The following is a 24,458-nucleotide window of genomic DNA, read 5'->3' as shown; positions in this document are numbered from 1 at the left end:
TTACTGGGCCGGGGGTTGGGTCGTGGGAGCGGTGGTGCCCGCGTTAACGCGGAAACGGCTGCCCGAACGGTTGAACTCGGCCATCTGCGGCGTCACGTCGAAGCCCACGAGGATTTCGAAATTGCTGCCGCTGGTGGTCGCGTTGGCGCGCGGGATCACGACGGTGTTGTCACGCGTGACGGTCGCGGTGGTCGCGCCGTTCTCGAAGGTCACCGGCAGGTCGAAATAGACCTTGTCCAGCACCGCGCTGTTCCGTTCGGTCACGGCGATCCAGTAGCGGTAGGTGCGCGAGGCGCCGTCCGCCTGCGGGCCGCGACCCAAGTTGAACAGCACGCGGGTCTCCACAACGATGGGCTCGTCGCTCTGGTAGGAGCAGTCCGACACCAGCCCTTCGACCTCGCCGGTGAAGCCGACGTTGGCGGCGCTGACCCGGTCGCCGGTCATTTCGACGTAGCGGGCGGCGTCGTAGAGAATCTTCACATAGGGGCAGGGACCGGCGGCGGCGCGGCGGCGCAGCGGCGCGATCCGGGGCTGACGGCTGCTGGTGCGCTCCTCGGCCTGCTGGCCTTCCTGACCGCCGCCCGGGCGGGGCGTGCCGGACGATTGCGCGACCGCGACCGGCGCAACGGCCGACAGGGTGGCGGCGACAAGAGCCGAGGCGAGGGAAACCTTCAGGACGCGACGCATCAAATGCTCTTCCAGATCATGAGGAGGCGGCGACAGCCCGACGCCGACCGCACGCTTGCCGCTGATAGCGGCTAAACGGAGGCGCGGCAAACCCGCCGCGCGCGGAAACGACGGTGGCGGCGAGCGATCCGAGCGACTAGGTTCCGGCCATGACCGTTCACCAGCCGATCTATCCGGCCGACAAACGCCCGCTCACAGTGCGTCTGGCCACGCCTCGCGGCTTCTGCGCCGGCGTGGACCGGGCGATCCAGATCGTCGAGCGCGCCATCGAGAAATACGGCGCGCCCGTCTATGTGCGCCACGAGATCGTGCACAATCGCCATGTCGTCGAACGCCTGCGTGAGATGGGCGCGGTCTTCGTCAAGGAACTGGATGACTGCCCCGACGATCGTCCGGTGGTCTTCTCGGCCCACGGCGTGCCCAAGTCAGTGCCGGAAACCGCCCGGTCGCGTGAGATGCTGTATCTCGACGCCACCTGCCCGCTGGTGTCGAAAGTCCACGTCGAGGCCGAGCGCCACCATGCCGCCGGTCGCCACATCATCCTGATCGGCCATGCGGGCCACCCGGAGGTGGTCGGCACCATGGGCCAGCTGCCCGCCGGCGCCATCAGCCTGGTGGAAACCGTCGAGGACGCCGAAGCCTTCGAACGGCCCGGCGACGCCCCGCTGGCCTATGCGACCCAGACCACCCTGTCGGTCGATGACACCGCCGAAATCCTCGGCGCGCTGAAGCGGCGTTTCCCGGAGCTGCCGGATCCGCACAAGGAAGACATCTGCTACGCCACCACCAACCGTCAGGAAGCTGTGAAGCGCCTCGGCGAGGGCTGTGACCTGGTGCTGGTGGTCGGGTCGAAGAACTCGTCCAACTCGGTTCGTCTGGTCGAGGTGGCGATCAAGGCCGGGGCGAAGGATGCGCGGCTGGTGGATGACGCCAGCCATGTCGACTGGACCTGGCTGGAGGGTGTCTCCACGCTCGGCATCACCGCCGGCGCCTCGGCCCCCGAGCGGCTGATCGAGGATCTGGTGCAGGCCGTCCGGGATCGCTTCGACGCCGATGTGGTCGAGGACGACGGTGCCCGCGAGACCGTGACCTTCAAGCTGCCGCGTGTTCTGACGACCTGAACCGCTTGCGCAAGCGGAGCCTTTGCCGTTCATCAGCGTTAACGCCGGATCGGGAAAGGGAACTCTCAATGCGTCTGACCGTCGCCTGCTCTGTCGTCTCTATTCTGGCCCTGACCGTCTCCGCCTGTACGCAGGAGTCCGAAGCGCCGCCCGCGCCGCTGGCCGAGGCGCCCGCGCCCGCGACGCCGCCCACCCCGCCGGTCAGCTATGCCTGCGAAAGCGGCCAGCCGGTCAACGTCATCTACCCTGACACCGCCACCGCCCAGCTCGCCTACAAGGGCCAGACCTATGTCCTGCGCACCGTGCAGGCGGCGTCGGGCGCCCGCTACGTCGGCTCGGGCATCGAGTGGTGGACGGCCAATCGCGATGGCGCGGAAAGCGCCACCCTCAGCCGCCTGGGCCCGAACGAGGACGTCGGAACCGCCGTGCTGGAGCGCTGCAGCCGTCCGTCCTCCGGTCCGGTCGCGCCGGGACCGGTTCCGACGCCCGAGCCCGCGCCCGGCGGCGTCCTGCCCGCCGCCGCGCCCTGCCGGGGACCACAGCTGAAGCTTTCGACCGAGGGCGGCGACGCCGGCGCCGGCAATCGTGTCACCAATATCGGCATCCAGAACATCGGCGCGACGGCCTGCAGCCTGACCGGCTATCCGGGCGTGGTCTTGCAGGACCGTCAGGGCCGCAACCTGACCGCCATCCGCAGTGAGCAGAGCCCCGGCAGCTACTTCACCGCCGGCCAGGCCCCCGCCCCGGTCACCCTGGCCCCGCAGGCCAAGGCCGCCTTCGAACTGGCATGGAGCGTGGTGCCGAACGAGGCGCAGGGCCAGGCCTCCTGCCCGAACGTGACCCGCATCCGGGTGACGGCGCCGAACGACACCGCCGCGGCCTCGCTGGACATGGCCTTCGCGCCTTGCGGCGGTCGTGTCCGGGTCAGTCCGATCCGTTCACTGGTCCCGACGGGCACGCCGGCGCCGGAACCGACGGTTTAGGGGGTTCAATCCGTCACGAAATCGGCGTAGCGGAGCGCGCATGACAGCGACCTTCTATGACCGCGTCTCCGCGGAACTCGCCGACATCGACGCCCAGGGGCTGACCAAGCCCGAGCGCGTGATCCATTCCCGTCAGGGGCCGGTCATCCGGGTGGGAGGGCGCAACGTCCTGAACTTCTGCGCCAACAACTATCTGGGGCTGGCCGGGGACGAGCGGGTCGTGGCCGCGGGCGCCAACGCCGCCGAGGTCTATGGCGCGGGCACCGCCTCGGTCCGCTTCATCTGCGGCACGATGGAGATTCACAAGACGCTGGAACGCGCCATCGCCGACTATCTCGGCTTTGAGGATTCGATCCTGTTCGCCGCCGCCTTCGACGCCAACGGCGGCATCTTCGAGCCCCTGTTCGGCGCCGACGACGCCATCATCTCGGACAGCCTGAACCACGCCTCGATCATCGACGGCGTCCGTCTGTGCAAGGCCAAGCGCTACCGCTTCGCCACCTCGGACATGGATGACCTCGAGGCCCAGCTGAAGCAGGCCCGGGCGGACGGCGCCAAGGAGATCATCATCGCCACCGACGGCGCCTTCTCGATGGACGGCTACATCGCCAAACTGAAGGACATCCGCGCGCTGGCCGACAAGTACAGCGCCCTGGTCATGGTCGATGACTGCCATGCCACGGGCTTCCTCGGGCCGAAAGGCCGGGGCTCCTACGCCTATCACGGCGTCGAGGTCGATTTCGTCACCGGCACCTTCGGCAAGGCGCTGGGCGGCGCCATGGGCGGCTTCATCTGCGCAAAGGCGAACGTCGTGGCCCTGCTGAAGCAGCGCGCCCGGCCCTACCTCTTCTCCAACGCCCTCAGCCCCGCCGTCTGCGGCTCGTCGCTGGAGGCCATTCGCATCGCTGCCGGTGAAGAGGGCGACAAGCTGCGCGAACAGCTGTTCGCCAACGCCGCCCGCTATCGCAAGGCCATGACCGAGGCGGGCTTCACCCTGCAGCCGGGCGAGCATCCGATCATCCCGGTCATGCTGGGCGACGCTAAGCTGGCGCAGGACATGGCCGCCCGCCTGCTGGAGCTGGGCATCTATGTCATCGGCTTCAGCTTCCCGGTGGTCCCGCGTGGACAGGCCCGCATCCGCACCCAGATGTCGGCGGCGCACACCTTCGAACAGATTGATCAAGCGGTCGCGGCGTTCACGACGGCCGGCAAGGAACTGGGAGTGATCTGATGACTGACATGATGAAGGCTCTGGCCAAGACGAAACCCGAGGTCGGCCTCGAACTGATCGACGCGCCGATCCCGACGCCGGGCGACGAGGATGTGCTGATCAAGGTCAAGCGCACGGCTGTGTGCGGCACCGACATCCACATCTGGAACTGGGACGAGTGGTCCCAGAAGAACGTGCCGGTCCCGATGATCACCGGCCACGAGTTCGCCGGCGAGATCGTCGCCATCGGCAAGGACGTGGATCGCCGCCTCAAGGTCGGCCAGCGCGTCTCGGCCGAAGGCCACGTCATCGACCTGAACTCCGAAGCCGCCCGCGCCGGTCACTTCCATCTGGACCCGGACACCCGCGGCATCGGCGTGAACCGTCAGGGCGCCTTCGCCGAATACGTCGTGGCCCCGGCCTTCAACGTGATCGAGCTTCCGGACGACGTGCCCTATGAGATCGGCTCGATCCTCGATCCGTTCGGCAACGCCGTGCACACCGCGCAGCAGTTCGACCTGCTGGGCGAGGACGTCATCGTCACCGGCGCCGGTCCCATCGGCATGATGGCCGCCGCCGTCGCGCGCCATGCGGGCGCCCGCACCGTCGTCCTGACCGACATCAACGACTTCCGCCTGGAACTGGCCCAGAAGGTCGCGCCGGGCGTGCGCACGGTGAACACCAGCAAGGAAGACCTGCGCGACGTCATGCACGAGCTGGGCCTGAAGGTCGGCTTCGACGTGGCGCTGGAAATGTCGGGCTCGCCCATCGCCTTCAAACAGTGCGTCGACACCCTGATCATGGGCGGCGGCATGGCTCTGCTGGGCATTCCGTCAAAGCCGATGGAGACCGACTGGGGCCAGATCATCCTCAAGGCCCTGACCATCAAGGGCGTCTACGGGCGCGAGATGTTCACCACCTGGCGCAAGATGCTGGGGCTGCTGAAGGCCGGTCTGGACCTGCAGCCGCTGATCACCCACCAGATGTCCTACGAGAACTACCGCGAGGGATTCGAGGCCATGCGCTCGGGTCAGTCCGGCAAGGTGGTGCTGAACTGGGACAAGACCGCCTGAGGAGGCGAGGCTGAGCGAGACGCTGTATCCGGTCCTCGCCTTCCTTGAAGGGGCGGGGACCGATAGCCGGGGGCGGCTGATCTTCGATGTGCTGGCGTTCAACAACGCCGCGCTGGAGCAGAACCACGACTACATCCAGTGGTTGTTCCCGCTGACCGAGCCGTCCGGCGCCGTGCCGGACGCGCCGGTGCTGACGACCGAGGAGGTCGCGGCCATCGCGCATTCCAGCATCGCCCAGATCGTGCTGGCGGGCGCCACGGACCGGATGGCGTCCTTCTATCGGGACACCGATCGCTGGCTGAGGGCCGAGGATCACAACCACCTTCGGATCACCCGCATCATCCGCTCGCTGCGGCTGCTCCGCGGTGATGCGGCGGCGGAGGGCTTCAAGGCCTGGATCATGGCGCGGGTCGAGGCGACCGGCGCCCCGGTCAATTCGCGCAGCCGCGGCTACTGGGCCACGGCCTGACGGGTCAGCGCAGCGCCCGGATCAGGGCGGTCTCGAACCCCTTGGCCTCCGGTCCGGGCAGGGCGCGCAGTTCTCCCGCCTCGAACATCTCGAACACGCGCGGGTGGACATAGGATGACCGGCAGACGGTCGGTGTATTGCCCAGAAGACCCGCCACCGCCTTCACGCAGACCGTGACCTTGCGCTTGGCATCGGTGGGGGAGGTCGGCGTCTCTGTCTCCCGCAGCGCCCGCGCCGCCGACACCGTCCCGGCCCAGGTGCGGAAATCCTTGGCCGAAAACTGCTCGCCCATGGCGTCCCGGATGTAGGCGTTCACATCATCCGAGGTGATCGGGCAGAGGTCGCCGTCGGCGCTGCGATATTTGAACAGTTGCTGCCCCGGTAGTTCGCGCAGGGACCGGACGACTGTCGCCAGCCGGCGGTCGCGCACCTTCACCTCATGCTCCACCCCGCTCTTGCCCTTGAACGCGAAGTTCAGGGCCGCGCCGTCCACCTCCAGATGGCGCTTGTGCAGTGTGGTCAGGCCGTAGGAGCGGTTCTGCTTCGCATATTCTGCATTGCCCACCCGGATCAGGGTGATCTCCAGCAGGCGCACGGCGGTGGCCAGCACCTTGTCCCGGCTGACGCCCCGCTTCGCCAGATCGGCCTCGACCCGCTCGCGCAACTTCGGCAAGGCGCGGGCGAAGGCGGGCAGGCGGTCGAACTTGCTCTCCGAGGCGTGACGGCTCCAGTCGGGGTGGTAGCGGTACTGTTTGCGGCCCTTCGCGTCCCGCCCCGTCGCCTGGATATGGCCGGTGGCGCGCGGGCAGATCCAGACGTCGGTCCAGGCCGGAGGAATGGCCAGCCCCCGGATGCGATCCAGAACCTTCGCATCGCCGATGCGCTTGCCCGCCTTGTCCAGATACCGAAAGCCCGTCCCCGAGCGCTGGCGGGAGAGCCCGGTCATCTCGTCGCTGCACCAGGTCAGGCCTTCAGGGATCTCGACGTCGGTCATGGCGATCAGCAACGAGGCGGAAGACGGCGGGTTCCTCTTGACCCGACGCGCCGGGAAGGGGAGGGCATGGGCATGAACTATCGCCACAGCTTCCACGCCGGAAATTTCGCCGATCTGGTCAAGCACGCCCTCGTGCTCTGGCTGCTGGAGCGTCGTCGCGCCTCCGGTCCGGTCACGGTGATCGACACCCATGCCGGCGCCGGCGCCTATGACCTCACCGGCGACGCCACGCGGTCGAAGGAGGCCGAGGCCGGCATCGTCCGGTTGATGGCGGCGGACGCCCGCCCGCCCCTGATCGAGGCTCTGGCCGGGGCTGTGCAGGAACTGAACCCGAACGGCGGCGCCAACCTCTATCCGGGCTCGCCGGTGCTGGTCGCGCGGCGGCTGGATCGCGACGACCGCTATATCGGCTTCGAACTGAACCCGCCGGTGCTGGACCTGCTGACCGAGGCGCTGGAGCCCTTCCCGCAAGCCTCGGGCCGGGGCGGCGACGGCTATGATCAGGCGCGGGCCGAGGCGGCGCATTCGCCGGGCGCCTTCGTGCTGATCGATCCGCCGTTCGAGCGGCCGGACGACTATATCCGCGCGGCCGACACCGCCGCCGCCATCGTCCGCGCCGACGCCCGGGCCATGGTCGCGGTCTGGACCCCGCTGAAGGATCTGGAAACCTTCGACGGCTTCCTGCGGCGGCTGGACGAGGCGGGCGCCAAGCGGGTGCTGGTGGCGGAGGCCCGCCTGCGCCCCCTGACCAATCCGATGAAGATGAACGGCTGCGCCATGGTCATCCTCAATCCGCCCGTGGGCGCGGAGGACGCGGCGCGTCAGGTCTGCGACTGGGTGGCCGCCAATCTCGGCGACGCGGGCGCCAAGGCCGAGGTCTGGATGGCCTGAGAGGTCAGTCGATGACCTCGCCGGCCTCGTAGAGGTTCGGCTCGAACATCGCGATGGCCATGATGGGCTCCATGGCGGCGGCGACCCCGGGGATGCGCGCCATCGCCTTCCAGTCCTCCTGCGAGCGCCAGACGGCGTGGACGGCGGCGACCTTGCCGTTCAGGCCCCGGTGCAGGGTAGCGGAGACGAAGCCTTCCGCTCCGCGCTGGGCGGCGACCATGACGGCCAGATAGTCCATCAGCAGCGCCTGTTTCTCGGGCGCGCAGCGATAGACGTTGATCAGGACCACGGGTTCGGCGTCGGACATAGGGCGTCCTCTAGGGCGGATTTGCTTCAACTTTGTGCGCCAGACGTCAAGAAAGGGTGCGCCCTGCGGTCGCGCGACAATCTTGTCCCGTCGCGAGCCGTCGCCATATCGGGCCTCCGAGGAGAGCCGCATGCCCCGTATCGCCATTCTGAAGACCGGCGCTCCGCCGCCCGCCCTGGCCGACATCCACGGCGACTATCCCGCCATGTTCGAAGGCCTGCTGGGAGAGGGGTTCGCCGCCACCACCTTCGATGTGCAGGCGGGCGAGTGGCCGGACCCGGTCGCCTTCGACGGCGCGATCATCACCGGCTCGGCCGCCGGGGTCTATGAGGACGACGCCTGGATCGGCGCCCTTCTGGGCTGGATCCGGTCGGCGCGAGGCCAGACGAAGCTGGTCGGCGTCTGCTTCGGCCATCAGGCGCTCGCCCAGGCGCTGGGCGGGCGGGTCGAGAAGTCGGAGCGCGGCTGGGGCGTCGGCCTGCATCGCTATCAGGTCGTCAGCGAACAGGACTGGATGACGCCCGCCGCCGCGACCGTCGCCATTCCGGTCTCGCATCAGGATCAGGTGATGGCGATCCCGGCCGAAGCCCGCGTCCTGCTGCGTAGCGACTTCACACCCCACGCGGGCCTGATCTGGGGCGATGACGCCATCAGCTTCCAGGGGCACCCGGAGTTCACCCCGGCCTATGCCGCCGAACTGACCGCAGGGCGGCGAGGGCGGATCGACGGCGCACTGGTCGATCAGGCGCTGGACAGCCTTGAGCAGCCGAACGACCGCGCGCTGGTGTCCGGCTGGATACGGTCGTTCCTCCAACCGTAAACCTTGTTCAATGAATGCATGCGAAGACGGGGAGGATATGTCGCTTTCCCGGTTCGCGCTTTTCGTCGCCTTGCTGATCGCGTTCGCGAGCGGCCCCGGCGCCGCGCGCGCGCAATCGACGTCGGCGGACCCCGGCGTGGCGGACGCCCTGCGGCTGGCCGATTTCGTCGAGCGCCGCGCCGCCTCCACCAGCTTCGCCGCGCTGGAGCGCTTCGGCCATGCCGCTGTTTCGCGAGATGACCGTGAGGGGCTGAACCGGCTCTATCACGTCACCTGGACCATCCTGAACCAGGGCGAGTTCGACCGGGCCATGGTCTGGAATCGCCGTCTGATGCAGGCGGCCCGGCGCCAGAACGATCTGCGCTACATCGACATCGCCCATCTGAACGCCCTGACGGTTCGCTATGACCAGGGCGACAGCTCGGTCGCCGCCGAGATGCAGCGCATGGCCACGGGCGGTCGCGACTGGTTCGTGCGCGCCCATGCGACACGGCTGACGGCGCTCTGGCTGATCGACAACGCCCGGATCGGAGAGGGACTGCAACTGCTCACCCGCGCCGAGGCCGATGTGCCGGATGGCGATCCCTTCGCGAACACCGCCCGCGCCGGGATCTGGGAAGTGGCGGGCATGGGGCTGAAGGATCTGCACGACGTCGAGGGCGCGTCCGACGCCTTCCGCAAGTTCGAGATCGACTATTCCAACCCCGACTATCCGCGCCCGGATTTCGACAGCCTCTACAACCTGACCATGATGGCCGTGTCGGTCGGCGCGGCGGATCGCGCCCAGCGCTACTATGCCGCCCACAGCCGGCTGGCGCACCGTTCGGACCTGCCCACGCTGAAAATCTACGACGCCAGCCTGTGCGCCACCGTCGCCAACCTGCGTCGGGACGCCAACGCGGTGCTGGCTTGTCTGGCGCCCTATGGCGAAGACCTCGGCGAGGCGGCCTTCCTGGCGCGGGACGCCCTGCCGCTGCGCGCCATCGCCCGCGCCCGCCTCGGCCAGACGCAAGCCGCCCGTCGCGATCTGGCCAAGCTCCGGGCGCTGGAGACCGATGTCGGCGAGCAGTCCGAGTTCGATCATGTCGAGGCCGAGGTCCTGTTCGCCGAGGGACGCGCCGAGGAGGCCTACCGTCTGCTGCACGACCACATGCGGACGGGCGAGACCGAAGCGGCCCGCGCCTTCAGCGCCGGGGTCCATCAGGTCACCGGCAACATGCAGCAGCAGCTGATCGAGCGTCGTCGCCAGCTCGAGACCGCAAGCGCCAACACCCGTCTGCAACTGGCCATCACCATCATCGCGGTGCTGTTCCTGATCTGCGCCGTCGGGGCCGTCGGCTGGCTGTGGAAGCAGGGGCTGCACCTGCGTCAGGCGCAGCGTCGGGCCGAGGAGGCCAACCGCGCCAAGTCCGAATTCCTGGCCAATATGAGCCACGAGATCCGCACGCCCCTGAACGGCGTCGTGTCCATGGCCGACGCGCTGGCCCGTCGCGATCTGGACCCGCAGGAGCGGGAGATGGTCGATCTGATCTGCTCGTCCGGCGCCACGCTGGAGCGGCTGCTGTCCGACATTCTCGACAGCGCCAAGATCGAGTCCGGTCAGGTCACGCTGGAGCCCGTCGCCTTCGATCTGGAACAGGCCGTCAGCGACGTCGCCGCCCTGTGGCGGGTCAAGGCGGAGGACAAGGGCGTGGCCCTGAACGTCGACTTCGATCCGGCCCTGTCCGGCTTCGTCGAGGGCGACGCCGTCCGCCTTCGCCAGGTGCTGACCAACCTCGTGTCGAACGCCCTGAAATTCACCGCCGAGGGCGCGGTGACCCTGACCGTGCAGGCGACGGGCGAAGGGCACGCCCTGTTCCGCGTCAGCGACACCGGCGTCGGCTTCGACGCCGAACAGAAGAGCCGCATCTTCGTTCGCTTCCAGCAGGCGGACGGCTCCATCACCCGTCGCTTCGGCGGCACCGGTCTGGGGCTGGCCATCTCCACCGCGCTGGTGGACCTGATGGGCGGGGCGCTGGACTGCGAGAGCACGCCGGGCGAGGGGGCCGCCTTCTGGTTCGAGATCGCCCTGCCGACGGTCGCGGTCGTCGCGGCGGAGCCGGTCGTCGGCAACGATCCGGTGGATGTTTCGGCCGCGCCGCTGCGCATCCTGCTGGCCGATGACCATCCCGCCAACCGCAAGGTGGTCGAGATCATGCTGTCCGCCACCGCCATGGAGCTGGTCGCCGTCGAGGATGGGCGACAGGCGCTGGACGCCTTCCGGGAGGGGGGCTTCGATCTGGTGCTGATGGACATGCAGATGCCGGTGATGGACGGCCTGACCGCCACCCGCGCCATTCGCGCCCTTGAGGCCGAACAGGGGCTGGGCCACACGCCGGTGATCATGCTGACCGCCAACGCCATGGCCGAACATGTCGAGGCGGGCCGTCAGGCCGGCGCCGACGGCCACCTGACCAAGCCGGTCACCTTCGCCAGCCTGTTCGCGGCCATCACCGCCGCCCTGAACGACGAGGTCGAGGCCGAGGCGGCCTGACGATCAGTCTTAGGGCCACTTTACCACGGGCGGCATCGAGCTCAGGATCGAGTCGACGTTGCCGCCGGTCTTCAGGCCGAACATCGTGCCGCGGTCGTACAGCAGGTTGAACTCGACGTAACGCCCGCGCCGGACCAGCTGCTCCTCGCGCTCCTCCGCCGTCCAGGCCTCGCCCATCCGGCCGGACACGATCCGCGAATAGACCTCCAGGAAGGCCTCGCCGACATCGCGGGTGAAGGCGAAGTCGCGGTCCCAGTCGCCGCTGTCGTGGTGGTCGTAGAAGATGCCGCCGGTGCCGCGCGGCTCATTGCGGTGTGGCAGGAAGAAATACTCGTCGCACCACGCCTTGTATTTGGCATGCCAGGCGGGATCGTGGGCGTCGCAGGCGGTTTTCATCGCGGCGTGGAAGGCGAGGGTGTCCGGGTGGTCGTCGCGGCGATCCACATCCAGCACCGGCGTCAGGTCGCCGCCGCCGCCGAACCAGCTCTTCGTGGTCGCGATGAAGCGGGTGTTCATATGCACCGCCGGCACGCGCGGGCTGACCGGATGGCAGATCAGGCTGATGCCGGTGGCGAAGAAGCGCGGATCCTCGGCGGCGCCGGGCACCGACTTCGCATAGTCGGCGGGGAAGCTGCCGTGGACGGTCGAGACATGCACGCCCACTTTCTCGAACAGGCGGCCGTGCATCATGCCCATCACGCCGCCGCCGCCCTCATTCCGGTCCCAGGGGGTGCGCACGAACCGGCCCGGTTCGCCCGGGAACAGATCGGCGGGGGCCGCATCCTCCAGCGCCTCGAACCCGGTGTGGATGCGGTCGCGCAGGGTCTCGAACCACTGGCGGGCGGCGGCCTTCTTCTGCGCGAGGGGATCGGCGGCGTCGTTCATTCCGGCTTCCTATGACGGCGCAGCCTTCGGCGAAAGGGCGGCGTTGACCCCGGCGGTCGCCCTGCGCACTGTCACGGCTTCGCTTTGTCGGGAGTTCGCCCATGTTCCGCACCGCCCTTCTGGCCGCCGCCGCCCTGTCGGCGTTCGCGCTTCCGGCCATGGCCCAGACCCAGCCGGGCGAGGCCCAGGCGCGGATTCTCGAGACCACGCCCCTGATCGACGGTCACAACGACCTGCCCTGGGCGCTGCGGCAGGGGCATGGTCGCGATCCCTTCGCGGTGAATCTGGAGACCAATCTGAAGGCCTCGACGCGTCTGCACACCGACATTCCCCGCCTGCGCGCGGGCGGCGTCGGGGGGCAGTTCTGGTCGGTCTATGTCCCGGCCAGTCTCAGCCCGCCGGATGCGGCGGTGGCGACGTGGGAGCAGATCGACATCGTCCGCCGCATGGTCGCCGCCTATCCGGAGACCTTCGAACTGGCCACGACCGCCGACGATATCGTCCGCATCCACGGTCAGGGCCGGATCGCCAGCCTGATGGGCATCGAGGGCGGCTACTCGATCGACGATTCCCTGGGCCTGCTGCGGGAGTTCCATGAAGCCGGGGTCCGCTACATGACCCTGACCCACTCCACGACCACGACCTGGGCCGACAGCGCCACCGACGCGCCGAAATGGGGCGGCCTGTCGCCCTTCGGCGAGCAGGTGGTCAAGGAGATGAACCGCCTCGGCATGATGGTCGATCTCAGCCACGTCTCCGAGGAGACCATGCTGGACGCCATGCGGGTGTCCGAGGCCCCGGTGATCTTCTCCCACTCCTCGGCGCGGGCGGTGACCAACCATCCGCGCAATGTCCCGGACGCGGTCCTGCGCCAGATGGCCGAGGACGGCGGGATCGTCATGGTCACCTTCGTGCCGGCCTTCGTCAGTCAGGCCAACATGGACTGGGGCCCGGCCTACAATGCAGAGGCCGCACGGCTGGGCATCGCGCCGAACACCCGCCCCGAGGATCCCCGCATGACCGCCTGGGTCCAGGCCAACCCGCGTCCCGAGGCGACCCTGGCCGATGTCGTGGCCCACATCCAGCATGTCCGTGACGTCGCCGGGATCGATCATGTCGGCCTGGGCGGTGATTTCGACGGCGTCGGCGCCCTGCCCGAGAACGTCGACGGCGTGGACGCCTATCCCCGCATTCTCGCCGCCCTGATGGCCAGCGGCTGGAGCGAGGCGGACATTCGCAAGCTGGCGGGCGAAAACCTGCTGCGCACCCTGCGGGCGGTCGAGGCCGTGGCCGAGGCCAAGAGGGCCGAGCGGCCCAGCCTCGCGGCCCTGCCCGACGCCGGCGCGCCGGAGTAGGCGATCAGGGCAGGCCGCCGGTCTTTCTCAGCGCCTCGAACAGCGCGATCCCGGCCGAGACCGACAGGTTCAGGGATCGCGCCCCGGCCTTCAGGGGGATCACCACCCGTTCATCGGCGGCGGCGTGGACGTAATCCGGGGCGCCGGTCGGCTCGCTGCCGAACAGCAACACATCGTCCGCTTCAAAGGCGAAGTCCTGCAGGGGCGTGGCGCCTTTTGTCGTGAACAGCACCAGCCGCCCGGGCGCCCGATCATGCTGGAATGTCTCCCAGTCCGCATGTCGGGTCATGTGGCCAAGCGGGCCGTAATCCAGCGCGGCCCGCTTCATCGCCCGGTCGTCGAAACGGAAACCGGCGGGCTCGATGACGTGAAGTTCCATGCCGAAACAGGCGCTCAGTCGAATGCAAGCGCCTACGTTCTGTGGAATGGCTGGTTGAAAAAGGGCGAGACGCATTCTAAGGCCGTGATACGCGGGACCTGGGGGTTTGTCGCGGTCTATTTGCGACTGTTTCGCAAGAAGCATCAGCAACTTGCGGGTAATACCGCAAAACTGGACCGGATGGGGCTTTTCGGGTTTCGCCAAACACATTCAGCTGCACCACCCCGTTCCGGATCGGGTGTGGGAAGTGGCTTACCGAGGAGTGAAACGTGGCCGAATCGGTCGTTGAAGGTGAGGGCGGCGAAGCCACCCGCCGGGATTTCATCCACATCGCAGCCGGCGCGGCGGCGGTGGGCGCGGGCGCCATGGTCGTGTGGCCGCTGATCAACCAGATGAACCCGGCGGCGGATACGCTGGCCCTGGCGTCGATCGAATTCGACATGACCAAGGTCCAGGAAGGCCAGCAGGTCGTCATCAAGTGGCAGGGCAAGCCGGTGTTCGTGCGCTATCGCTCGGCCGCCGAAATGCAGACCCTCGCCGCGCAGCCGAATGAAGGCAGCCCGCCCGAAAGCGACGCCGCCCGCACCAAGGAAGGTCACCACCAGTATCTGGTCGTGCTGGGCAACTGCACCCACCTGGGCTGCGTTCCGACCTTCGGCACCGGCGAGTTCGGCGGCTGGTTCTGCCCCTGCCACGGTTCGCACTACGACGCCTCGGGCCGCATTCGTAAGGGCCCCGCTCCGCTCAACCTGATCGTGCCGGAATACGAATTCGTTTCCGACACCCGCATCAAGATCGGCTGAGGACGCAGGGAAGAACGATGAGCGCTCACGAATCCACCTACGTCCCGAAGACCGCCGTCGAGAAATGGCTCGACACCCGTCTTCCGATCGTCCGCTTCGGCGCCGACTACATGTCGCTGCCCACCCCGAAGAACCTCAACTACTGGTGGACCTTCGGCGGTATCCTGGCCCTCTGCCTGGTCACGCAGATCGCGACCGGCATCGTGCTGGCCATGCACTATGTGCCCAACACTGAACTGGCCTTCGCCTCGGTCGAGCGCATCATGCGCGACGTCAACGGCGGCGACCTGATCCGCTACACCCACGCCAACGGCGCCTCGATGTTCTTCATCGCGGTCTATCTGCACATGCTGCGCGGCCTCTATTACGGCTCGTACAAGGCGCCGCGCGAGATGATCTGGATCGTCGGCTGCGTGATCTTCTTCCTGATGATCGCCACCGCCTTCCTCGGCTATGTCCTGCCGTGGGGCCAGATGTCCTACTGGGGCGCCGAGGTGATCACCAACCTGATCGGGGCGATCCCGGTTCTGGGCGAGCCGATCCTGATCTGGCTGCGCGGCGGTCCGGCGATCGACAACGCGACCCTGAACCGCTTCTTCTCGCTGCACTACCTGCTGCCGTTCGTCATCGCCGGCTGCGTGGTGCTGCACCTGTGGGCCCTGCACCACGCCGGCCAGAACAATCCGGTCGGCATCCTGATCCCGAAGGATCGGGAGAAGAAGGACATGGTGCCGTTCCACCCGTACTTCACGGTCAAGGACGGCTTCGCCATCATCCTGTTCCTGATGCTGTTCGCGACGTTCGTCTTCTTCATGCCGAACGCCCTGGGCCACGCCGACAACTACATCCCTGCCAACCCGCTGCAGACCCCGGCGCACATCGTGCCCGAGTGGTACATGCTGCCCTTCTACGCGATCCTGCGCGCGGTCCCCGACAAGTTCGGCGGCGTCGTGGCCATGTTCGCGGCGATCGGGGTGCTGTTCGTCCTGCCCTGGCTGGATACGTCGAAGGTGCGTTCGATGCGCTACCGCCCGACCATGCGGACCTTCTTCGTCATCTTCGTCTTCGTCGGCCTGCTGCTGGGCTGGTGCGGCGCGCAGCTGCCGGACGCTCCGGTCATCGGCTCGTTCAAGACCTTCGTCCTGATCGACGGCGACCTGAACAGCTACCTGTGGCTGACCCGCTTCGCCACGCTTTACTACTTCGCCTTCTTCCTGCTGATCCTGCCGCTGGTGGGTCTCAAGGAGAAGCCGCTGCCGATCCCGGCCACCATCTCCGAACCCGTCCTGTCGGGCGGCGAAGAGCAGAAGGGCTGAGTGCGACCATGACCCTAAAAACTTCGATGCACGCCATGAAGAAGACCCTGGTCCTGATCGCCGCCGCGGCCGGCCTGACCCTGTCGTCGGCTCCCGCTCTCGCGGCCGGCGGCGGCGGCCATGCCCTGCGCGACGGCGGCTTCTCGTTCGAAGGCCCCTTCGGCACCTTCAACCAGGGCCAGCTGCAGCGCGGCTACAAGGTCTACCGCGAGGTCTGCGCCTCCTGCCACAGCATGAACCTCATGCATTTCCGCACGCTCGCCGAGCCGGGCGGCCCGTTCTATGACTCCCATCAGGTCAGCGCGGCCGAGAACCGTTTCGTGAAGGTGCTCGCGGCCGAGGTTCAGATCGCCGATATCGACACGGAAACCGGTGAGGCGATCATGCGGGACGGCACCGCCGCCGACCGCTTCCCGAACCCGTACCCCAACGCGACGGCCGCGGCTGCCGCCAACGGCGGGGCGGCTCCGCCGGACCTGTCGGTCATGGCCAAGGCCCGCCACGGCGGCGCCAACTACATCTACTCGCTGCTGACGGGCTACAAGGCTCCGCCGGCCGGCCTGCAGATCCGCCCGGGCCAGACCTACAACGAGTACATGGCCGGCGATCTGACGCCGTTCGTGGCGGAAGGCGCCCACGTGCCGCCGGGCGGCTTCATCGCCATGCCGAACCCGCTGCAGAACGGTCAGGTCACCTATGACGACGGCACCGCGGCGACCGTCGACAACTACGCCAAGGATGTCGCGGCCTACATCGCCTGGGCCTCGGATCCGAAGCAGGTCGCCCGCAAGCGCGCCGGCGTCGGCACCCTGATCTTCCTGCTGCTGTTCGCCGGTGTGACCTACCTGTCCTACCGCCGGATCTGGAAGGGCGTCGCCCACTAGGGACCGCCTGACAGGCTGAACTGATCGACCCGCCGGAGCCCGCGCTCCGGCGGGTTTTTCGTTGGCTGGCGGCGTCGCGGAACGATGTCTTGCGAGTTCGCCTGGGCGGGCGGATAGTGACGCCTCGCCGGGAGATTGCTCATGGTCCGCCTGCGTCTTGCATCCGCCCTTGTCGCCTTCAGCCTGCTGGCCGCCGCCCCCGCCGTCGCCCAGGTCCAGCAACCCGCCGGGAGTCCGGCCCAGCGAGAGCATGTCGGGGCGCTCGACTTTCTGGACGGCGAGTGGCGGGGGACGGCGACCACCACCATGCCCGGCCACACCACGGTCCTGACCCAGACCGAGCGGGTCGGGTCGCTGCTGGGCGGGTCGGTCAAGCTGATCGAGGGGGGGGGCTACGCCGCCGACGGCTCGACCCAGTTCAACGCCTTCGCCGTCCTGTCCTGGGATGAGCGGGCCGGGAAGTATCTCTTCCGCAGCTACGCCAACGGCTACACGGGCGAGTATCCGTTCGAGCGGACGGAGAACGGTTTCCGCTGGGAGATGCCGGCGGGGCCGAACGCGATGATCAAGTACGTCGCCGTGGTCGAGAACGGGACCTGGCACGAGGTCGGGGATTATGTCGCCGAAGGGCAGCCGCCGCGCCGCTTCATCGAACTGCGCCTGACCCGCGTCGGCGACACCGACTGGCCGGGCGAGGGGGCCGTGTCGCCGCAGTAGGCGAGGGTTCATCGACAGCCCCGGAATGGCGCCCTAACGTCCGCACCCTGTTCAAAAGGCTGAGGGTCTCCAGATCATGCGTTTGTCCGTTTCCGTCGCCGCGCTCGTCGCCGGCGCCCTGCTGACCGTCGGCGCCACGGGCGCGGCCGCCCAGACGGCGGAGTTCGACACCGCCCGCCTGTCCGAGCACGCCCGCATCCTGTCCGACGACAGCTTCGAGGGCCGCGGCATCGCCACCCCGGCGGAACAGAAGGTCATCGAATATCTGAGCGCCCAGTACGCCGCGGCGGGCATGGAGCCGGGCGGGCCGAACGGCCAGTGGACGCAGGACGTCACCCTGAACCGCTTCACCGCCTCCAATGTCCGGGCGAACCTGAGCGTCGGCGGCGAGAGCATCCCGCTGACCCAGGGCCAGGACATCGTGATCTCGACCCGTCTGCCGGGCGACCACGTGCATCTGATGAACAAGCCGCTGGTCTTCGTCGGCTATGGCATCGACGCGCCCGAGCGCCAGTGGGACGACTTCAAGGACGTCGATGTCCGCGGCAAGGTCATCGTCGTGCTGGTCAATGACGCCGACTTCGAGCAGCCGGAGCTGAACACCTTCGGCGGACGGGCCATGACCTATTACGGCCGCTGGACCTACAAGTACGAGGAGGCGGCGCGTCAGGGCGCGGCGGGCGTCATCATCGTCCATGAGACCGCCCCGGCCTCCTATGGCTGGGCCACGGTGACCAACAGCTGGTCGGGTCCGCAGTTCGACATCGTGCGCGAGAACGCCGCCGCCGAGCGTGTGCCGATGGAAGCCTGGATTCAGCGTGACCTGGCCATCGACCTGTTCCGCCGCGCCGGTCAGGATTTCGAGGCCCTGAAGGTCGCCGCGCGCAGCCGCGACTTCCGCCCGGTCGAGCTGGCCGGCGTGACCTTCAACGGCATGTATGACGTGGCCTCGACCCAGGTGACGACGCAGAACGTCATCGCCCGCCTGCCGGGCACGACCCATCCGGATGAGACCATCCTCTATACCGCCCACTGGGATCACATCGGCGTCGGCGCGCCGGACGCCGAGGGCGACACGATCTTCAACGGCGCCGTGGACAACGCAACCGGCACCGCCGGCATGCTGGAGATGGCCCGGGCCTTCGGTTCGGGACCGCGCCCGCAACGCTCGATCGTCTTCATCAGCTTCACCGCCGAGGAAAGCGGCCTGCTGGGCTCGGAATACTATGCGTCCAACCCGGTCTATCCGCTGGCCACGACCGTGGGCGGGTTCAACGTCGACTCGATGAACGTCTATGGCCGGGTGAACCGCTACGGCATCACCGGCTACGGCCAGTCGGACCTGGACGAACGCATCGGCGCCGCCGTCGAGAGCCAGGGCCGAACCCTCCAGCCGGACGCCAATCCGGCTTCGGGCGGCTATTTCCGTTCGGACCACTTCCCGCTGGCCAAGCGCGGCGTGCCGATGACCTACGGCGGCTCGACCGGCGACTTCCGCGATGAGCCGATCGCCGAGCGCGCCGCCACCCGCGCCGAGTACGGCCGCAGCCGCTATCACCAGGCGGCGGACGAATGGTCGCCGAACTGGGACCTGCGCGGCCAGGTCGAGGATCTGCAGGTGCTCTACACGGTCGGTTCGGCGCTCGCGAACAGCCGGGAGTGGCCGCAGTGGAAGGAAGGCTCCGAGTTCGGTCCGGCCCGCGCGGCGACGGCGGACCAGCGGGACTGATCTTCCGCCACATGACAAAAAAGTAAGGGGCGGTCCTTCGGGGCCGCCCTAATGTGCGCGCCATCGCATTCGGGATGGAGCTTCCCACCATGTTTCGCAGACTGACGGGCGGCATCGCCCTGGCCGCCGTCCTGCTGGCGGCCGGCGCCGCCAGCGCCCAGAATTTCTCCGCCGACCGTATCAGCGCCGACATCCGCACCATCAGCGCCGACGAGTATCAGGGGCGCTATCCGGGCACCGAGGGTGAGCGCCTGACCCTGGCCTTCCTGCAGGCCCAGTACGAGGCCATGGGGCTTCAGCCCGGCGGGCCGGACGGTCAGTGGCTGCAGCCGGTCGAGCTGAAGCGCTACACCCCGGTCGCCGGCGGCACGGCCAGCTGGACCGGCCCGGACGGCCAGTCTCACGCCCTGACGGTCGGCACCGACATCACCCTGCGCGCCGCGACCAATGACGGCCGCGCCTCGATCCGCAACGCGGGTGTGGTCTTCGCCGGCTACGGCATCACCGCCCCCGAGCGGAACTGGGACGACTACGGCGACCTCGACGTGCGCGGCAAGGTCGTGGTGGTCATCTCGGGCGAGCCGGACGGGGCGCTGTTCAACGGCGAGTACGCTACCAACTACCAGTCGGGCGCCTACAAGGCGGACGAAGCCTTCCGCCGGGGCGCGGTGGGCGTGATCACCCTGATCGCCCAGCCCGCCGGGTCGCCCCAGTGGCAGGGCATGATGCGCGGCGCCAACCGGACCCGCACCCTGACGCCGGGCGCGGCGGATCTGGAGTTCTCGGGCGCGATCAATCACGACACCGCCTTCGCCATGGCCTCGGCCGCCGGTCTGGGCATGGACAGCTTCGCCAACACCGCCAGCGGGTCGTTCAAGGCCGTGCCGCTGAACGGGGTCAGCCTGTCGCTGGACATCTCCGAAACCATCGACACGCTCGTCACCCATAACCTTCTGGCCAAGATCGAGGGGACCGAGCGTCCGAACGAGACCATCATCTATTCGGCCCACTGGGACCACGTCGGCGGCGAGGCCCAGCATCCGGAAACGCCGGGCGACGACAAGATCTTCAACGGCGCCTGGGACAACGCCTCGGGCACCATCGGCGTGCTGGAGATGGCCCGCCAGCTGAGCGCCGCGCCGCGTCCGAAGCGGACCATCGTCTTCGCTCACATGGCGGCCGAGGAGATGGGGCTGCTGGGCGCCTACGCCTATGCCGCCGACCCGGTCTATCCGCTGGAGACCACGGTGGCCGACATCAACATCGACATGCTGCCGCTGTCGCCCTCGACCCGCGACATCGCCATCTTCGGCAAGGGGCAGAATGATCTGGAAGACCGGCTGCAGGCGCTGGCGGAACCGCTGGGCCGCTATGTGTCGGACGACGGCATGCCCGAGCAGGGCTTCTACTACCGGTCGGACCACTTCCCCTTCGCCCGCGCGGGCGTGCCGGCGCTGATGCCCTGGCACGGCTGGGACTGGGTCGAGGGCGGTCGTGAGGCCGGTGAGGCCGCCTGGAAGGCCCGCTTCGCCGCCCACTACCACAAGCCCTCGGACGAATGGTCGGCGGACTGGGACCTGACCTCGGCGGTCGAGAACCTGACCCTGCTGTATCATCTGGGTCTGGACCTCGCGAACAGCTCGGACTGGCCGGGCTGGAAGCCGACCTCGGAGTTCGGACAGGTCCGCGCCCGCTCGGACGCGGCGCGCCGCTGATGCTGTCCATCCGCCCCCTGACCGGCGACGGCTCGCCGCCGGCGGAGGGCGAGTATGCGCAGGCCTGTGAAGTCAGCGGGGCGACCCGCTGGCTCTATCTGTCCGGCCAGATCCCGGTCGCCCCGGACGGCTCGCTGGCGACCAACTTCACCGGCCAGTGCGAGCAGGTCTGGGACAATGTCGAGACCCAGCTGCGCGCGGCGGGCATGACGTTGGACAACCTCGTCAAGGTGACCACCTACCTGTCGGACCGGGCTTATGCCTTGCCCAACCGCGAGGTTCGGTTGCGGCGGCTGGCCGGGCGGCAGATGGCCCTGACGGTGATCGTGACGGGCCTGTTCGAGGAAGGCTGGCTGGTTGAGATCGAGGCGGTGGCGGCGGCGTAACGCCGCCTTGAGAAGCTTCGCTGACAGGGCCACTGTCACCCCATGACCCGCTGGTCGCCTCAGCCCGCGCCCGATGAACCCGACGGCCTGATCCTGTTCGACGGGGTCTGTGTCTTCTGTTCGCGCTGGGTGCGGTGGGTGATCACGCACGACCGCGAGCGCCGCTTCCGCTTCCTGCCGATCCAGTCGGAGGCGGGCAGGGCGCTGGCGGTTCGGTACGGCATCGACCCGGAGGCGCCGCAGACGAACGCCGTGGTGCTGGGCGGACGCATCTTCTTCAAGTCGGACGCCGCCCTGACCGTGCTGGGCGCCCTGCCGAAGACCCGCGCGCTGAAGGCGCTGAAGGCCACGCCGCGCCTGTTGCGCGACCCGCTCTACGATCTGATTGCGAAGAACCGATACGCCGTCTTCGGGCGCACCGACGCCTGCGTGGTCCCGTCACCGGAGGACCGGGAGCGCTTTCTGGCATGACCACAGTTCTGGTGATCGGCGCAGGCGGCGTGTTCGGCTCGCGGCTGGCCGAGGGGCTGTTGCGGCACGGGTTCGGCGTGGTCGTGGCCGGGCGCGGTCGGGCGCGGGCCGAGGGCGTGGCCGGGCGGCTGCGCGCGGGGTTCCCGGGCGCGTCGGTCGAGGTGGCGCTGCTGGACACCGCCACCCTGACGGCGGAGCAACTCAGGGCCACGGGAGCGACCATCGTCGCCGACATGGCCGGGCCGTTTCAGGGGGCGCAGCCGACGACGGCGCGGGCGGCCATTGAGGCAGGGCTGCACTACGTCGATCTGGCCGACGCCCGGGACTTCGTCGCCGCCTTCCCCGCGCTGGATGAGGCGGCGCGGGCGGCGGGCGTGGCCGCCCTGAACGGCTGCAGTTCGACCCCGGCGCTCTCCAATGCGGTTCTGGATTGGCTGACCGAGGGCTGGCGCGAGGTGGTCTCGATCGAGGCCGCCATCTCGCCCGGCGCGCGGGCGCCCAAGGGGCTGTCGGTCATGCAGGCCATCCTGTCGTGGATGGGCCGTCCGGTGCGGGTGTTCGAGGACGGGAGCTGGACCACACGGCGCGGCTGGAGCGGCCTGTACCGGCGCGACTTCGGCCCGGCGGGCGTGCGGCGGGTGTCGCTGTGCGAGACCCCGGACCTCGACCTGTTCCCGGCCCGGTTCCGGCCGAGGGAGCGGGGGCTGTTCCTCGCGGGGATGGAGCCCTGGACCCTGCATCTGGAAGCCTGGCTGCTGGCCCGGTTGATCGGCCTGTTCCGGTTCGATCCCGTGCCCTTGGCCAAGCTGCTGCTGGCGCTGGCGGGGCTTCATTCCGTGTCCGGTTCCGATCGCGGGACCATGCGGGTGCAGGCGTGGGGCGTGGATGCGCAGGGGCGGGCGGCGCGGGCCGTCTGGCGACTGGTCGCCGAGCCGGGGGAGGGGCCGGTGACGCCATCCCTGCCGGCCCTCGCCGCCATCCGCGCCATCGCCGCCGGCCGGATCATGCCGGGCGCCCGGGCCTGCGTCGGCGTCCTGCCGCTGGAGGCGATCACCGAGGAGATGACGCCGCATGGACTGGAGACTGAAACGATGACGGAGCGGGCCCTCTATCCCCGCGCCATAGGCCCGGCTTTCGATGGCCTGCCTGACGCGCTTCGGGCCCTGCACGAGACCCCGGGACGGTCGATCTGGCGGGGTCGGGCGATGACCGAGGGGGCGTCAGGGCCGCTGGCGGCGTTGGCGGCCCGCATTGTCGGCTTCCCGAAGGCGCAGGCCGACTGCGAGGCCGAGGTCGCCATCGACGCCGACGGCGAGCGCTCGATCTGGCGGCGGCGCATCGGCGGCCACGCCTTCGCCAGCACCCTGTCGCGGCCCCGGCCCGGCGGTCGGGTCAGCGAGCGGTTCGGGCCGCTGAGCATGGACCTGACCCTGACGCCGGAGGGCGGGCGACTGGTCTATCGGGTCGAGGGCTGGCGCGCCGGCCCGATCCCGCTGCCGCGCTGGCTGTGCCCGGCCACCGAGGCCTTTGAGGAGGTGGATGCCGAGGGGCGCTTCGTCTTCGACGTGACCATCACCGCGCCTTTGCTGGGGCGGCTGGTGCGCTATCGGGGCTGGTTGCAGCGGGCATGAAAAAGGGGACGCCGGGCGGCGTCCCCTCCTCCCCCATACGCGGGAACGGTTCGGCTTACGACGCCGGGGCCACGGTGGCGCGGCCGATCAGTTCACGCGCCTGTGCGATGGCGGCTTCGGTGGTCAGGGTTCCTGCCTGGATCTCGTCGGCCCAGTCCATCAGCGGCTTGCCGGTGACGGCGCCGCGGTTGGCTTCTTCCTCGAGGTAGATGCCGCGGTTGCGGACGGCGACCTCCTCCCAGGCAGCGCGGACGCCGGCCCAGTAGTCTTTGGTGGCGGCCCAGTAGGCGTCACCCGGGGCGGCGTCATAGTTGTCGACGCGGCGGTAGGTGTTGATGACGTCCTCCTGGACGATGGCGACGGGTTCGCCTTCGTCGCCCTCGGCGGCGCCCATCTTGACGTTGTCCTGGATGTGGACCCAGCCTTCCGGCGTCAGGGCGTGGCGGTTGGTGCCCAGGTAGCGGTCGTAGATCGGGTTGCGCACCGCGTCGCGGCGGGCCAGCGGACGCCAGGTCGGGTCGGAGGTCCACTCCGACTGGCCGTGGTCATAGCCCCAGTGGCCGACGCCGCCGTAGCGGGGGCTGTCGTCCGTCTGCCAGACGGTCTGGGACCAGGCGCCGCGGCGTTCCTCGGCCGACACCGGGGTCAGCACCCAGCGGTTCGGACCGGCGTAGGTCAGGATGGTTTCGGGCTCATAGACCCAGTCCTGGCGCCAGTGCTTGATGACCATGTGGTTGCCCGCGTCATCGCTCATGACGAGGATGTGCTGCAGGCTGATCCGGGTTCCGTCGTCATGGACGACGCGGACGATCTCGTTGCCGGCGGAGATCTTCTCTTCCAGCGGCTCGTAGCCGGCGCGGAAGCTGACGTTCTCGCGCATGTCGAAACGGACCCGCCACTGGCCGGCCTGGGCGAGGATCGACCGGCGATCCCGCTCGAACTGGCTGGCCGCCGGGGCCTGGACCGAGGTCGCCGCGGGAGCGACTTCGGCCCCGTTTCCGGCATTGGCCGGGGCGGTCGCCGCGAGGGCGGCGGCCAGAACGGTGGTGAGCAACAGGGCTCGGCGCATGTGACAGGTCCTTCGAATGCGAGTCAGTCG

General features: G+C 68.8%; 24 protein-coding genes. 18 read left to right on the top strand and 6 right to left on the bottom strand.

What is annotated here, in order from left to right; all coding sequences use genetic code 11:
- Positions 1 to 687 (bottom strand): Tat pathway signal sequence domain protein, encoded by a 687-nt coding sequence (locus tag ACFQQC_RS11180; RefSeq protein WP_376862472.1) that lies wholly within the window; start codon positions 685 to 687, stop codon positions 1 to 3.
- Positions 688 to 836: 149 nt separating this feature from the next.
- Between ACFQQC_RS11180 and ispH the strand changes: the two genes are divergently transcribed.
- The 5 genes from ispH (at position 837) to ACFQQC_RS11155 (ending at position 5,543) form a co-directional block, all read left to right on the top strand.
- The gene (ispH, locus tag ACFQQC_RS11175) at positions 837 to 1,808 is read left to right on the top strand and encodes a 4-hydroxy-3-methylbut-2-enyl diphosphate reductase (RefSeq protein ID WP_376862471.1); all 972 of its coding nucleotides are present in this window, start codon (positions 837 to 839) and stop codon (positions 1,806 to 1,808) included.
- 68 nt (positions 1,809 to 1,876) lie between these two features.
- On the top strand, positions 1,877 to 2,791 hold the full coding sequence (locus ACFQQC_RS11170; protein WP_376862470.1) for a DUF4232 domain-containing protein: 915 nt from the start codon (positions 1,877 to 1,879) through the stop codon (positions 2,789 to 2,791).
- A gap of 40 nt (positions 2,792 to 2,831) precedes the next feature.
- On the top strand, positions 2,832 to 4,022 hold the full coding sequence (locus ACFQQC_RS11165) for a glycine C-acetyltransferase (protein WP_376862469.1): 1,191 nt from the start codon (positions 2,832 to 2,834) through the stop codon (positions 4,020 to 4,022).
- 11 nt (positions 4,023 to 4,033) lie between these two features.
- A complete protein-coding gene (tdh, locus tag ACFQQC_RS11160) occupies positions 4,034 to 5,074 on the top strand; it encodes an L-threonine 3-dehydrogenase (protein ID WP_376862680.1) in 1,041 nt (346 codons plus the stop codon).
- 88 nt (positions 5,075 to 5,162) lie between these two features.
- A complete protein-coding gene (locus ACFQQC_RS11155; RefSeq protein ID WP_376862468.1) occupies positions 5,163 to 5,543 on the top strand; it encodes an opioid growth factor receptor-related protein in 381 nt (126 codons plus the stop codon).
- 4 nt (positions 5,544 to 5,547) lie between these two features.
- On the opposite strand, the gene ACFQQC_RS11150 is transcribed toward ACFQQC_RS11155, so the two are convergent.
- On the bottom strand, positions 5,548 to 6,537 hold the full coding sequence (locus ACFQQC_RS11150; RefSeq protein ID WP_376862467.1) for a DNA topoisomerase IB: 990 nt from the start codon (positions 6,535 to 6,537) through the stop codon (positions 5,548 to 5,550).
- 72 nt (positions 6,538 to 6,609) lie between these two features.
- On the opposite strand from ACFQQC_RS11150, the gene rlmJ reads away from it, so the two are divergent.
- Positions 6,610 to 7,428: a 23S rRNA (adenine(2030)-N(6))-methyltransferase RlmJ gene (rlmJ, locus tag ACFQQC_RS11145; RefSeq protein WP_376862466.1), complete on the top strand. Its 819-nt coding sequence runs from the start codon at positions 6,610 to 6,612 to the stop codon at positions 7,426 to 7,428.
- 4 nt (positions 7,429 to 7,432) lie between these two features.
- On the opposite strand, the gene ACFQQC_RS11140 is transcribed toward rlmJ, so the two are convergent.
- Positions 7,433 to 7,735, bottom strand: coding sequence for an antibiotic biosynthesis monooxygenase family protein (locus tag ACFQQC_RS11140; protein WP_376862465.1), 303 nt, complete (start codon positions 7,733 to 7,735; stop codon positions 7,433 to 7,435).
- A 130-nt stretch (positions 7,736 to 7,865) separates the two neighbouring features.
- Here ACFQQC_RS11140 and ACFQQC_RS11135 point away from each other — a divergent pair, with 130 nt between their 5' ends.
- Together ACFQQC_RS11135 and ACFQQC_RS11130 are read left to right on the top strand one after the other, a co-directional pair.
- On the top strand, positions 7,866 to 8,555 hold the full coding sequence (locus ACFQQC_RS11135) for a type 1 glutamine amidotransferase (protein WP_376862464.1): 690 nt from the start codon (positions 7,866 to 7,868) through the stop codon (positions 8,553 to 8,555).
- A 136-nt stretch (positions 8,556 to 8,691) separates the two neighbouring features.
- Positions 8,692 to 11,088, top strand: a complete 2,397-nt coding sequence (locus ACFQQC_RS11130) for an ATP-binding protein (RefSeq protein WP_376862463.1) — start codon at positions 8,692 to 8,694, stop codon at positions 11,086 to 11,088.
- A 9-nt stretch (positions 11,089 to 11,097) separates the two neighbouring features.
- Here the strand turns inward: ACFQQC_RS11130 and hemF are convergent, their stop codons facing one another.
- A complete protein-coding gene (hemF, locus tag ACFQQC_RS11125; RefSeq protein ID WP_376862462.1) occupies positions 11,098 to 11,973 on the bottom strand; it encodes an oxygen-dependent coproporphyrinogen oxidase in 876 nt (291 codons plus the stop codon).
- A gap of 101 nt (positions 11,974 to 12,074) precedes the next feature.
- Between hemF and ACFQQC_RS11120 the strand changes: the two genes are divergently transcribed.
- On the top strand, positions 12,075 to 13,328 hold the full coding sequence (locus tag ACFQQC_RS11120) for a dipeptidase (RefSeq protein WP_376862461.1): 1,254 nt from the start codon (positions 12,075 to 12,077) through the stop codon (positions 13,326 to 13,328).
- A 4-nt stretch (positions 13,329 to 13,332) separates the two neighbouring features.
- On the opposite strand, the gene ACFQQC_RS11115 is transcribed toward ACFQQC_RS11120, so the two are convergent.
- Positions 13,333 to 13,782 carry a tRNA (cytidine(34)-2'-O)-methyltransferase gene (locus tag ACFQQC_RS11115; protein ID WP_376862679.1) on the bottom strand — a complete coding sequence of 150 codons (450 nt, stop codon included), beginning with the start codon at positions 13,780 to 13,782 and terminating at the stop codon, positions 13,333 to 13,335.
- A 194-nt stretch (positions 13,783 to 13,976) separates the two neighbouring features.
- Between ACFQQC_RS11115 and petA the strand changes: the two genes are divergently transcribed.
- The 9 genes from petA (at position 13,977) to ACFQQC_RS11070 (ending at position 23,359) form a co-directional block, all read left to right on the top strand.
- A complete protein-coding gene (gene petA, locus ACFQQC_RS11110; RefSeq protein ID WP_376862460.1) occupies positions 13,977 to 14,510 on the top strand; it encodes a ubiquinol-cytochrome c reductase iron-sulfur subunit in 534 nt (177 codons plus the stop codon).
- A gap of 17 nt (positions 14,511 to 14,527) precedes the next feature.
- Positions 14,528 to 15,826: a cytochrome bc complex cytochrome b subunit gene (locus tag ACFQQC_RS11105; protein WP_376862459.1), complete on the top strand. Its 1,299-nt coding sequence runs from the start codon at positions 14,528 to 14,530 to the stop codon at positions 15,824 to 15,826.
- An 8-nt stretch (positions 15,827 to 15,834) separates the two neighbouring features.
- Positions 15,835 to 16,710, top strand: coding sequence for a cytochrome c1 (locus tag ACFQQC_RS11100; RefSeq protein ID WP_376862458.1), 876 nt, complete (start codon positions 15,835 to 15,837; stop codon positions 16,708 to 16,710).
- Between the two features lie 141 nt (positions 16,711 to 16,851).
- Positions 16,852 to 17,427, top strand: a complete 576-nt coding sequence (locus tag ACFQQC_RS11095; RefSeq protein WP_376862457.1) for a DUF1579 domain-containing protein — start codon at positions 16,852 to 16,854, stop codon at positions 17,425 to 17,427.
- A gap of 76 nt (positions 17,428 to 17,503) precedes the next feature.
- Complete coding sequence (locus ACFQQC_RS11090) at positions 17,504 to 19,156, top strand: M28 family metallopeptidase (protein WP_376862456.1); 1,653 nt, start codon at positions 17,504 to 17,506, stop codon at positions 19,154 to 19,156.
- 89 nt (positions 19,157 to 19,245) lie between these two features.
- On the top strand, positions 19,246 to 20,871 hold the full coding sequence (locus ACFQQC_RS11085; protein ID WP_376862455.1) for a M28 family peptidase: 1,626 nt from the start codon (positions 19,246 to 19,248) through the stop codon (positions 20,869 to 20,871).
- Positions 20,871 to 21,257: a RidA family protein gene (locus tag ACFQQC_RS11080; RefSeq protein ID WP_376862454.1), complete on the top strand. Its 387-nt coding sequence runs from the start codon at positions 20,871 to 20,873 to the stop codon at positions 21,255 to 21,257. Before ACFQQC_RS11085 ends, ACFQQC_RS11080 begins: the two co-directional genes overlap by 1 nt.
- A gap of 42 nt (positions 21,258 to 21,299) precedes the next feature.
- On the top strand, positions 21,300 to 21,728 hold the full coding sequence (locus ACFQQC_RS11075) for a thiol-disulfide oxidoreductase DCC family protein (protein WP_376862453.1): 429 nt from the start codon (positions 21,300 to 21,302) through the stop codon (positions 21,726 to 21,728).
- Positions 21,725 to 23,359, top strand: coding sequence for a DUF4166 domain-containing protein (locus ACFQQC_RS11070; RefSeq protein ID WP_376862452.1), 1,635 nt, complete (start codon positions 21,725 to 21,727; stop codon positions 23,357 to 23,359). The genes ACFQQC_RS11075 and ACFQQC_RS11070 overlap by 4 nt, the downstream gene beginning before the upstream one ends.
- A gap of 55 nt (positions 23,360 to 23,414) precedes the next feature.
- Here the strand turns inward: ACFQQC_RS11070 and ACFQQC_RS11065 are convergent, their stop codons facing one another.
- Positions 23,415 to 24,428, bottom strand: coding sequence for a DUF6607 family protein (locus ACFQQC_RS11065; RefSeq protein WP_376862451.1), 1,014 nt, complete (start codon positions 24,426 to 24,428; stop codon positions 23,415 to 23,417).
- Positions 24,429 to 24,458 lie beyond the last annotated feature (30 nt).

It is taken from the genome of Brevundimonas sp. GCM10030266 (genome assembly GCF_042666595.1).
In the GTDB taxonomy this organism is placed as follows: Bacteria; Pseudomonadota; Alphaproteobacteria; order Caulobacterales; family Caulobacteraceae; genus Brevundimonas.
This window is presented reverse-complemented; position numbering and strand designations above follow the sequence as displayed.

Bases quoted from the DNA above. Each gene is read 5' to 3' on its own strand.
- ACFQQC_RS11180 (WP_376862472.1), bottom strand. From the start codon at position 687: ATGCGTCGCGTCCTGAAGGTTTCCCTCGCCTCGGCTCTTGTCGCCGCC.
- ispH (WP_376862471.1), top strand. From the start codon at position 837: ATGACCGTTCACCAGCCGATCTATCCGGCCGACAAACGCCCGCTCACA.
- ACFQQC_RS11170 (WP_376862470.1), top strand. From the start codon at position 1,877: ATGCGTCTGACCGTCGCCTGCTCTGTCGTCTCTATTCTGGCCCTGACC.
- ACFQQC_RS11165 (WP_376862469.1), top strand. From the start codon at position 2,832: ATGACAGCGACCTTCTATGACCGCGTCTCCGCGGAACTCGCCGACATC.
- tdh (WP_376862680.1), top strand. From the start codon at position 4,034: ATGAAGGCTCTGGCCAAGACGAAACCCGAGGTCGGCCTCGAACTGATC.
- ACFQQC_RS11150 (WP_376862467.1), bottom strand. From the start codon at position 6,537: ATGACCGACGTCGAGATCCCTGAAGGCCTGACCTGGTGCAGCGACGAG.
- rlmJ (WP_376862466.1), top strand. From the start codon at position 6,610: ATGAACTATCGCCACAGCTTCCACGCCGGAAATTTCGCCGATCTGGTC.
- ACFQQC_RS11140 (WP_376862465.1), bottom strand. From the start codon at position 7,735: ATGTCCGACGCCGAACCCGTGGTCCTGATCAACGTCTATCGCTGCGCG.
- ACFQQC_RS11135 (WP_376862464.1), top strand. From the start codon at position 7,866: ATGCCCCGTATCGCCATTCTGAAGACCGGCGCTCCGCCGCCCGCCCTG.
- hemF (WP_376862462.1), bottom strand. From the start codon at position 11,973: ATGAACGACGCCGCCGATCCCCTCGCGCAGAAGAAGGCCGCCGCCCGC.
- ACFQQC_RS11120 (WP_376862461.1), top strand. From the start codon at position 12,075: ATGTTCCGCACCGCCCTTCTGGCCGCCGCCGCCCTGTCGGCGTTCGCG.
- ACFQQC_RS11115 (WP_376862679.1), bottom strand. From the start codon at position 13,782: ATGCGTCTCGCCCTTTTTCAACCAGCCATTCCACAGAACGTAGGCGCT.
- ACFQQC_RS11105 (WP_376862459.1), top strand. From the start codon at position 14,528: ATGAGCGCTCACGAATCCACCTACGTCCCGAAGACCGCCGTCGAGAAA.
- ACFQQC_RS11100 (WP_376862458.1), top strand. From the start codon at position 15,835: ATGACCCTAAAAACTTCGATGCACGCCATGAAGAAGACCCTGGTCCTG.
- ACFQQC_RS11095 (WP_376862457.1), top strand. From the start codon at position 16,852: ATGGTCCGCCTGCGTCTTGCATCCGCCCTTGTCGCCTTCAGCCTGCTG.
- ACFQQC_RS11090 (WP_376862456.1), top strand. From the start codon at position 17,504: ATGCGTTTGTCCGTTTCCGTCGCCGCGCTCGTCGCCGGCGCCCTGCTG.
- ACFQQC_RS11085 (WP_376862455.1), top strand. From the start codon at position 19,246: ATGTTTCGCAGACTGACGGGCGGCATCGCCCTGGCCGCCGTCCTGCTG.
- ACFQQC_RS11080 (WP_376862454.1), top strand. From the start codon at position 20,871: ATGCTGTCCATCCGCCCCCTGACCGGCGACGGCTCGCCGCCGGCGGAG.
- ACFQQC_RS11075 (WP_376862453.1), top strand. From the start codon at position 21,300: ATGACCCGCTGGTCGCCTCAGCCCGCGCCCGATGAACCCGACGGCCTG.
- ACFQQC_RS11070 (WP_376862452.1), top strand. From the start codon at position 21,725: ATGACCACAGTTCTGGTGATCGGCGCAGGCGGCGTGTTCGGCTCGCGG.
- ACFQQC_RS11065 (WP_376862451.1), bottom strand. From the start codon at position 24,428: ATGCGCCGAGCCCTGTTGCTCACCACCGTTCTGGCCGCCGCCCTCGCG.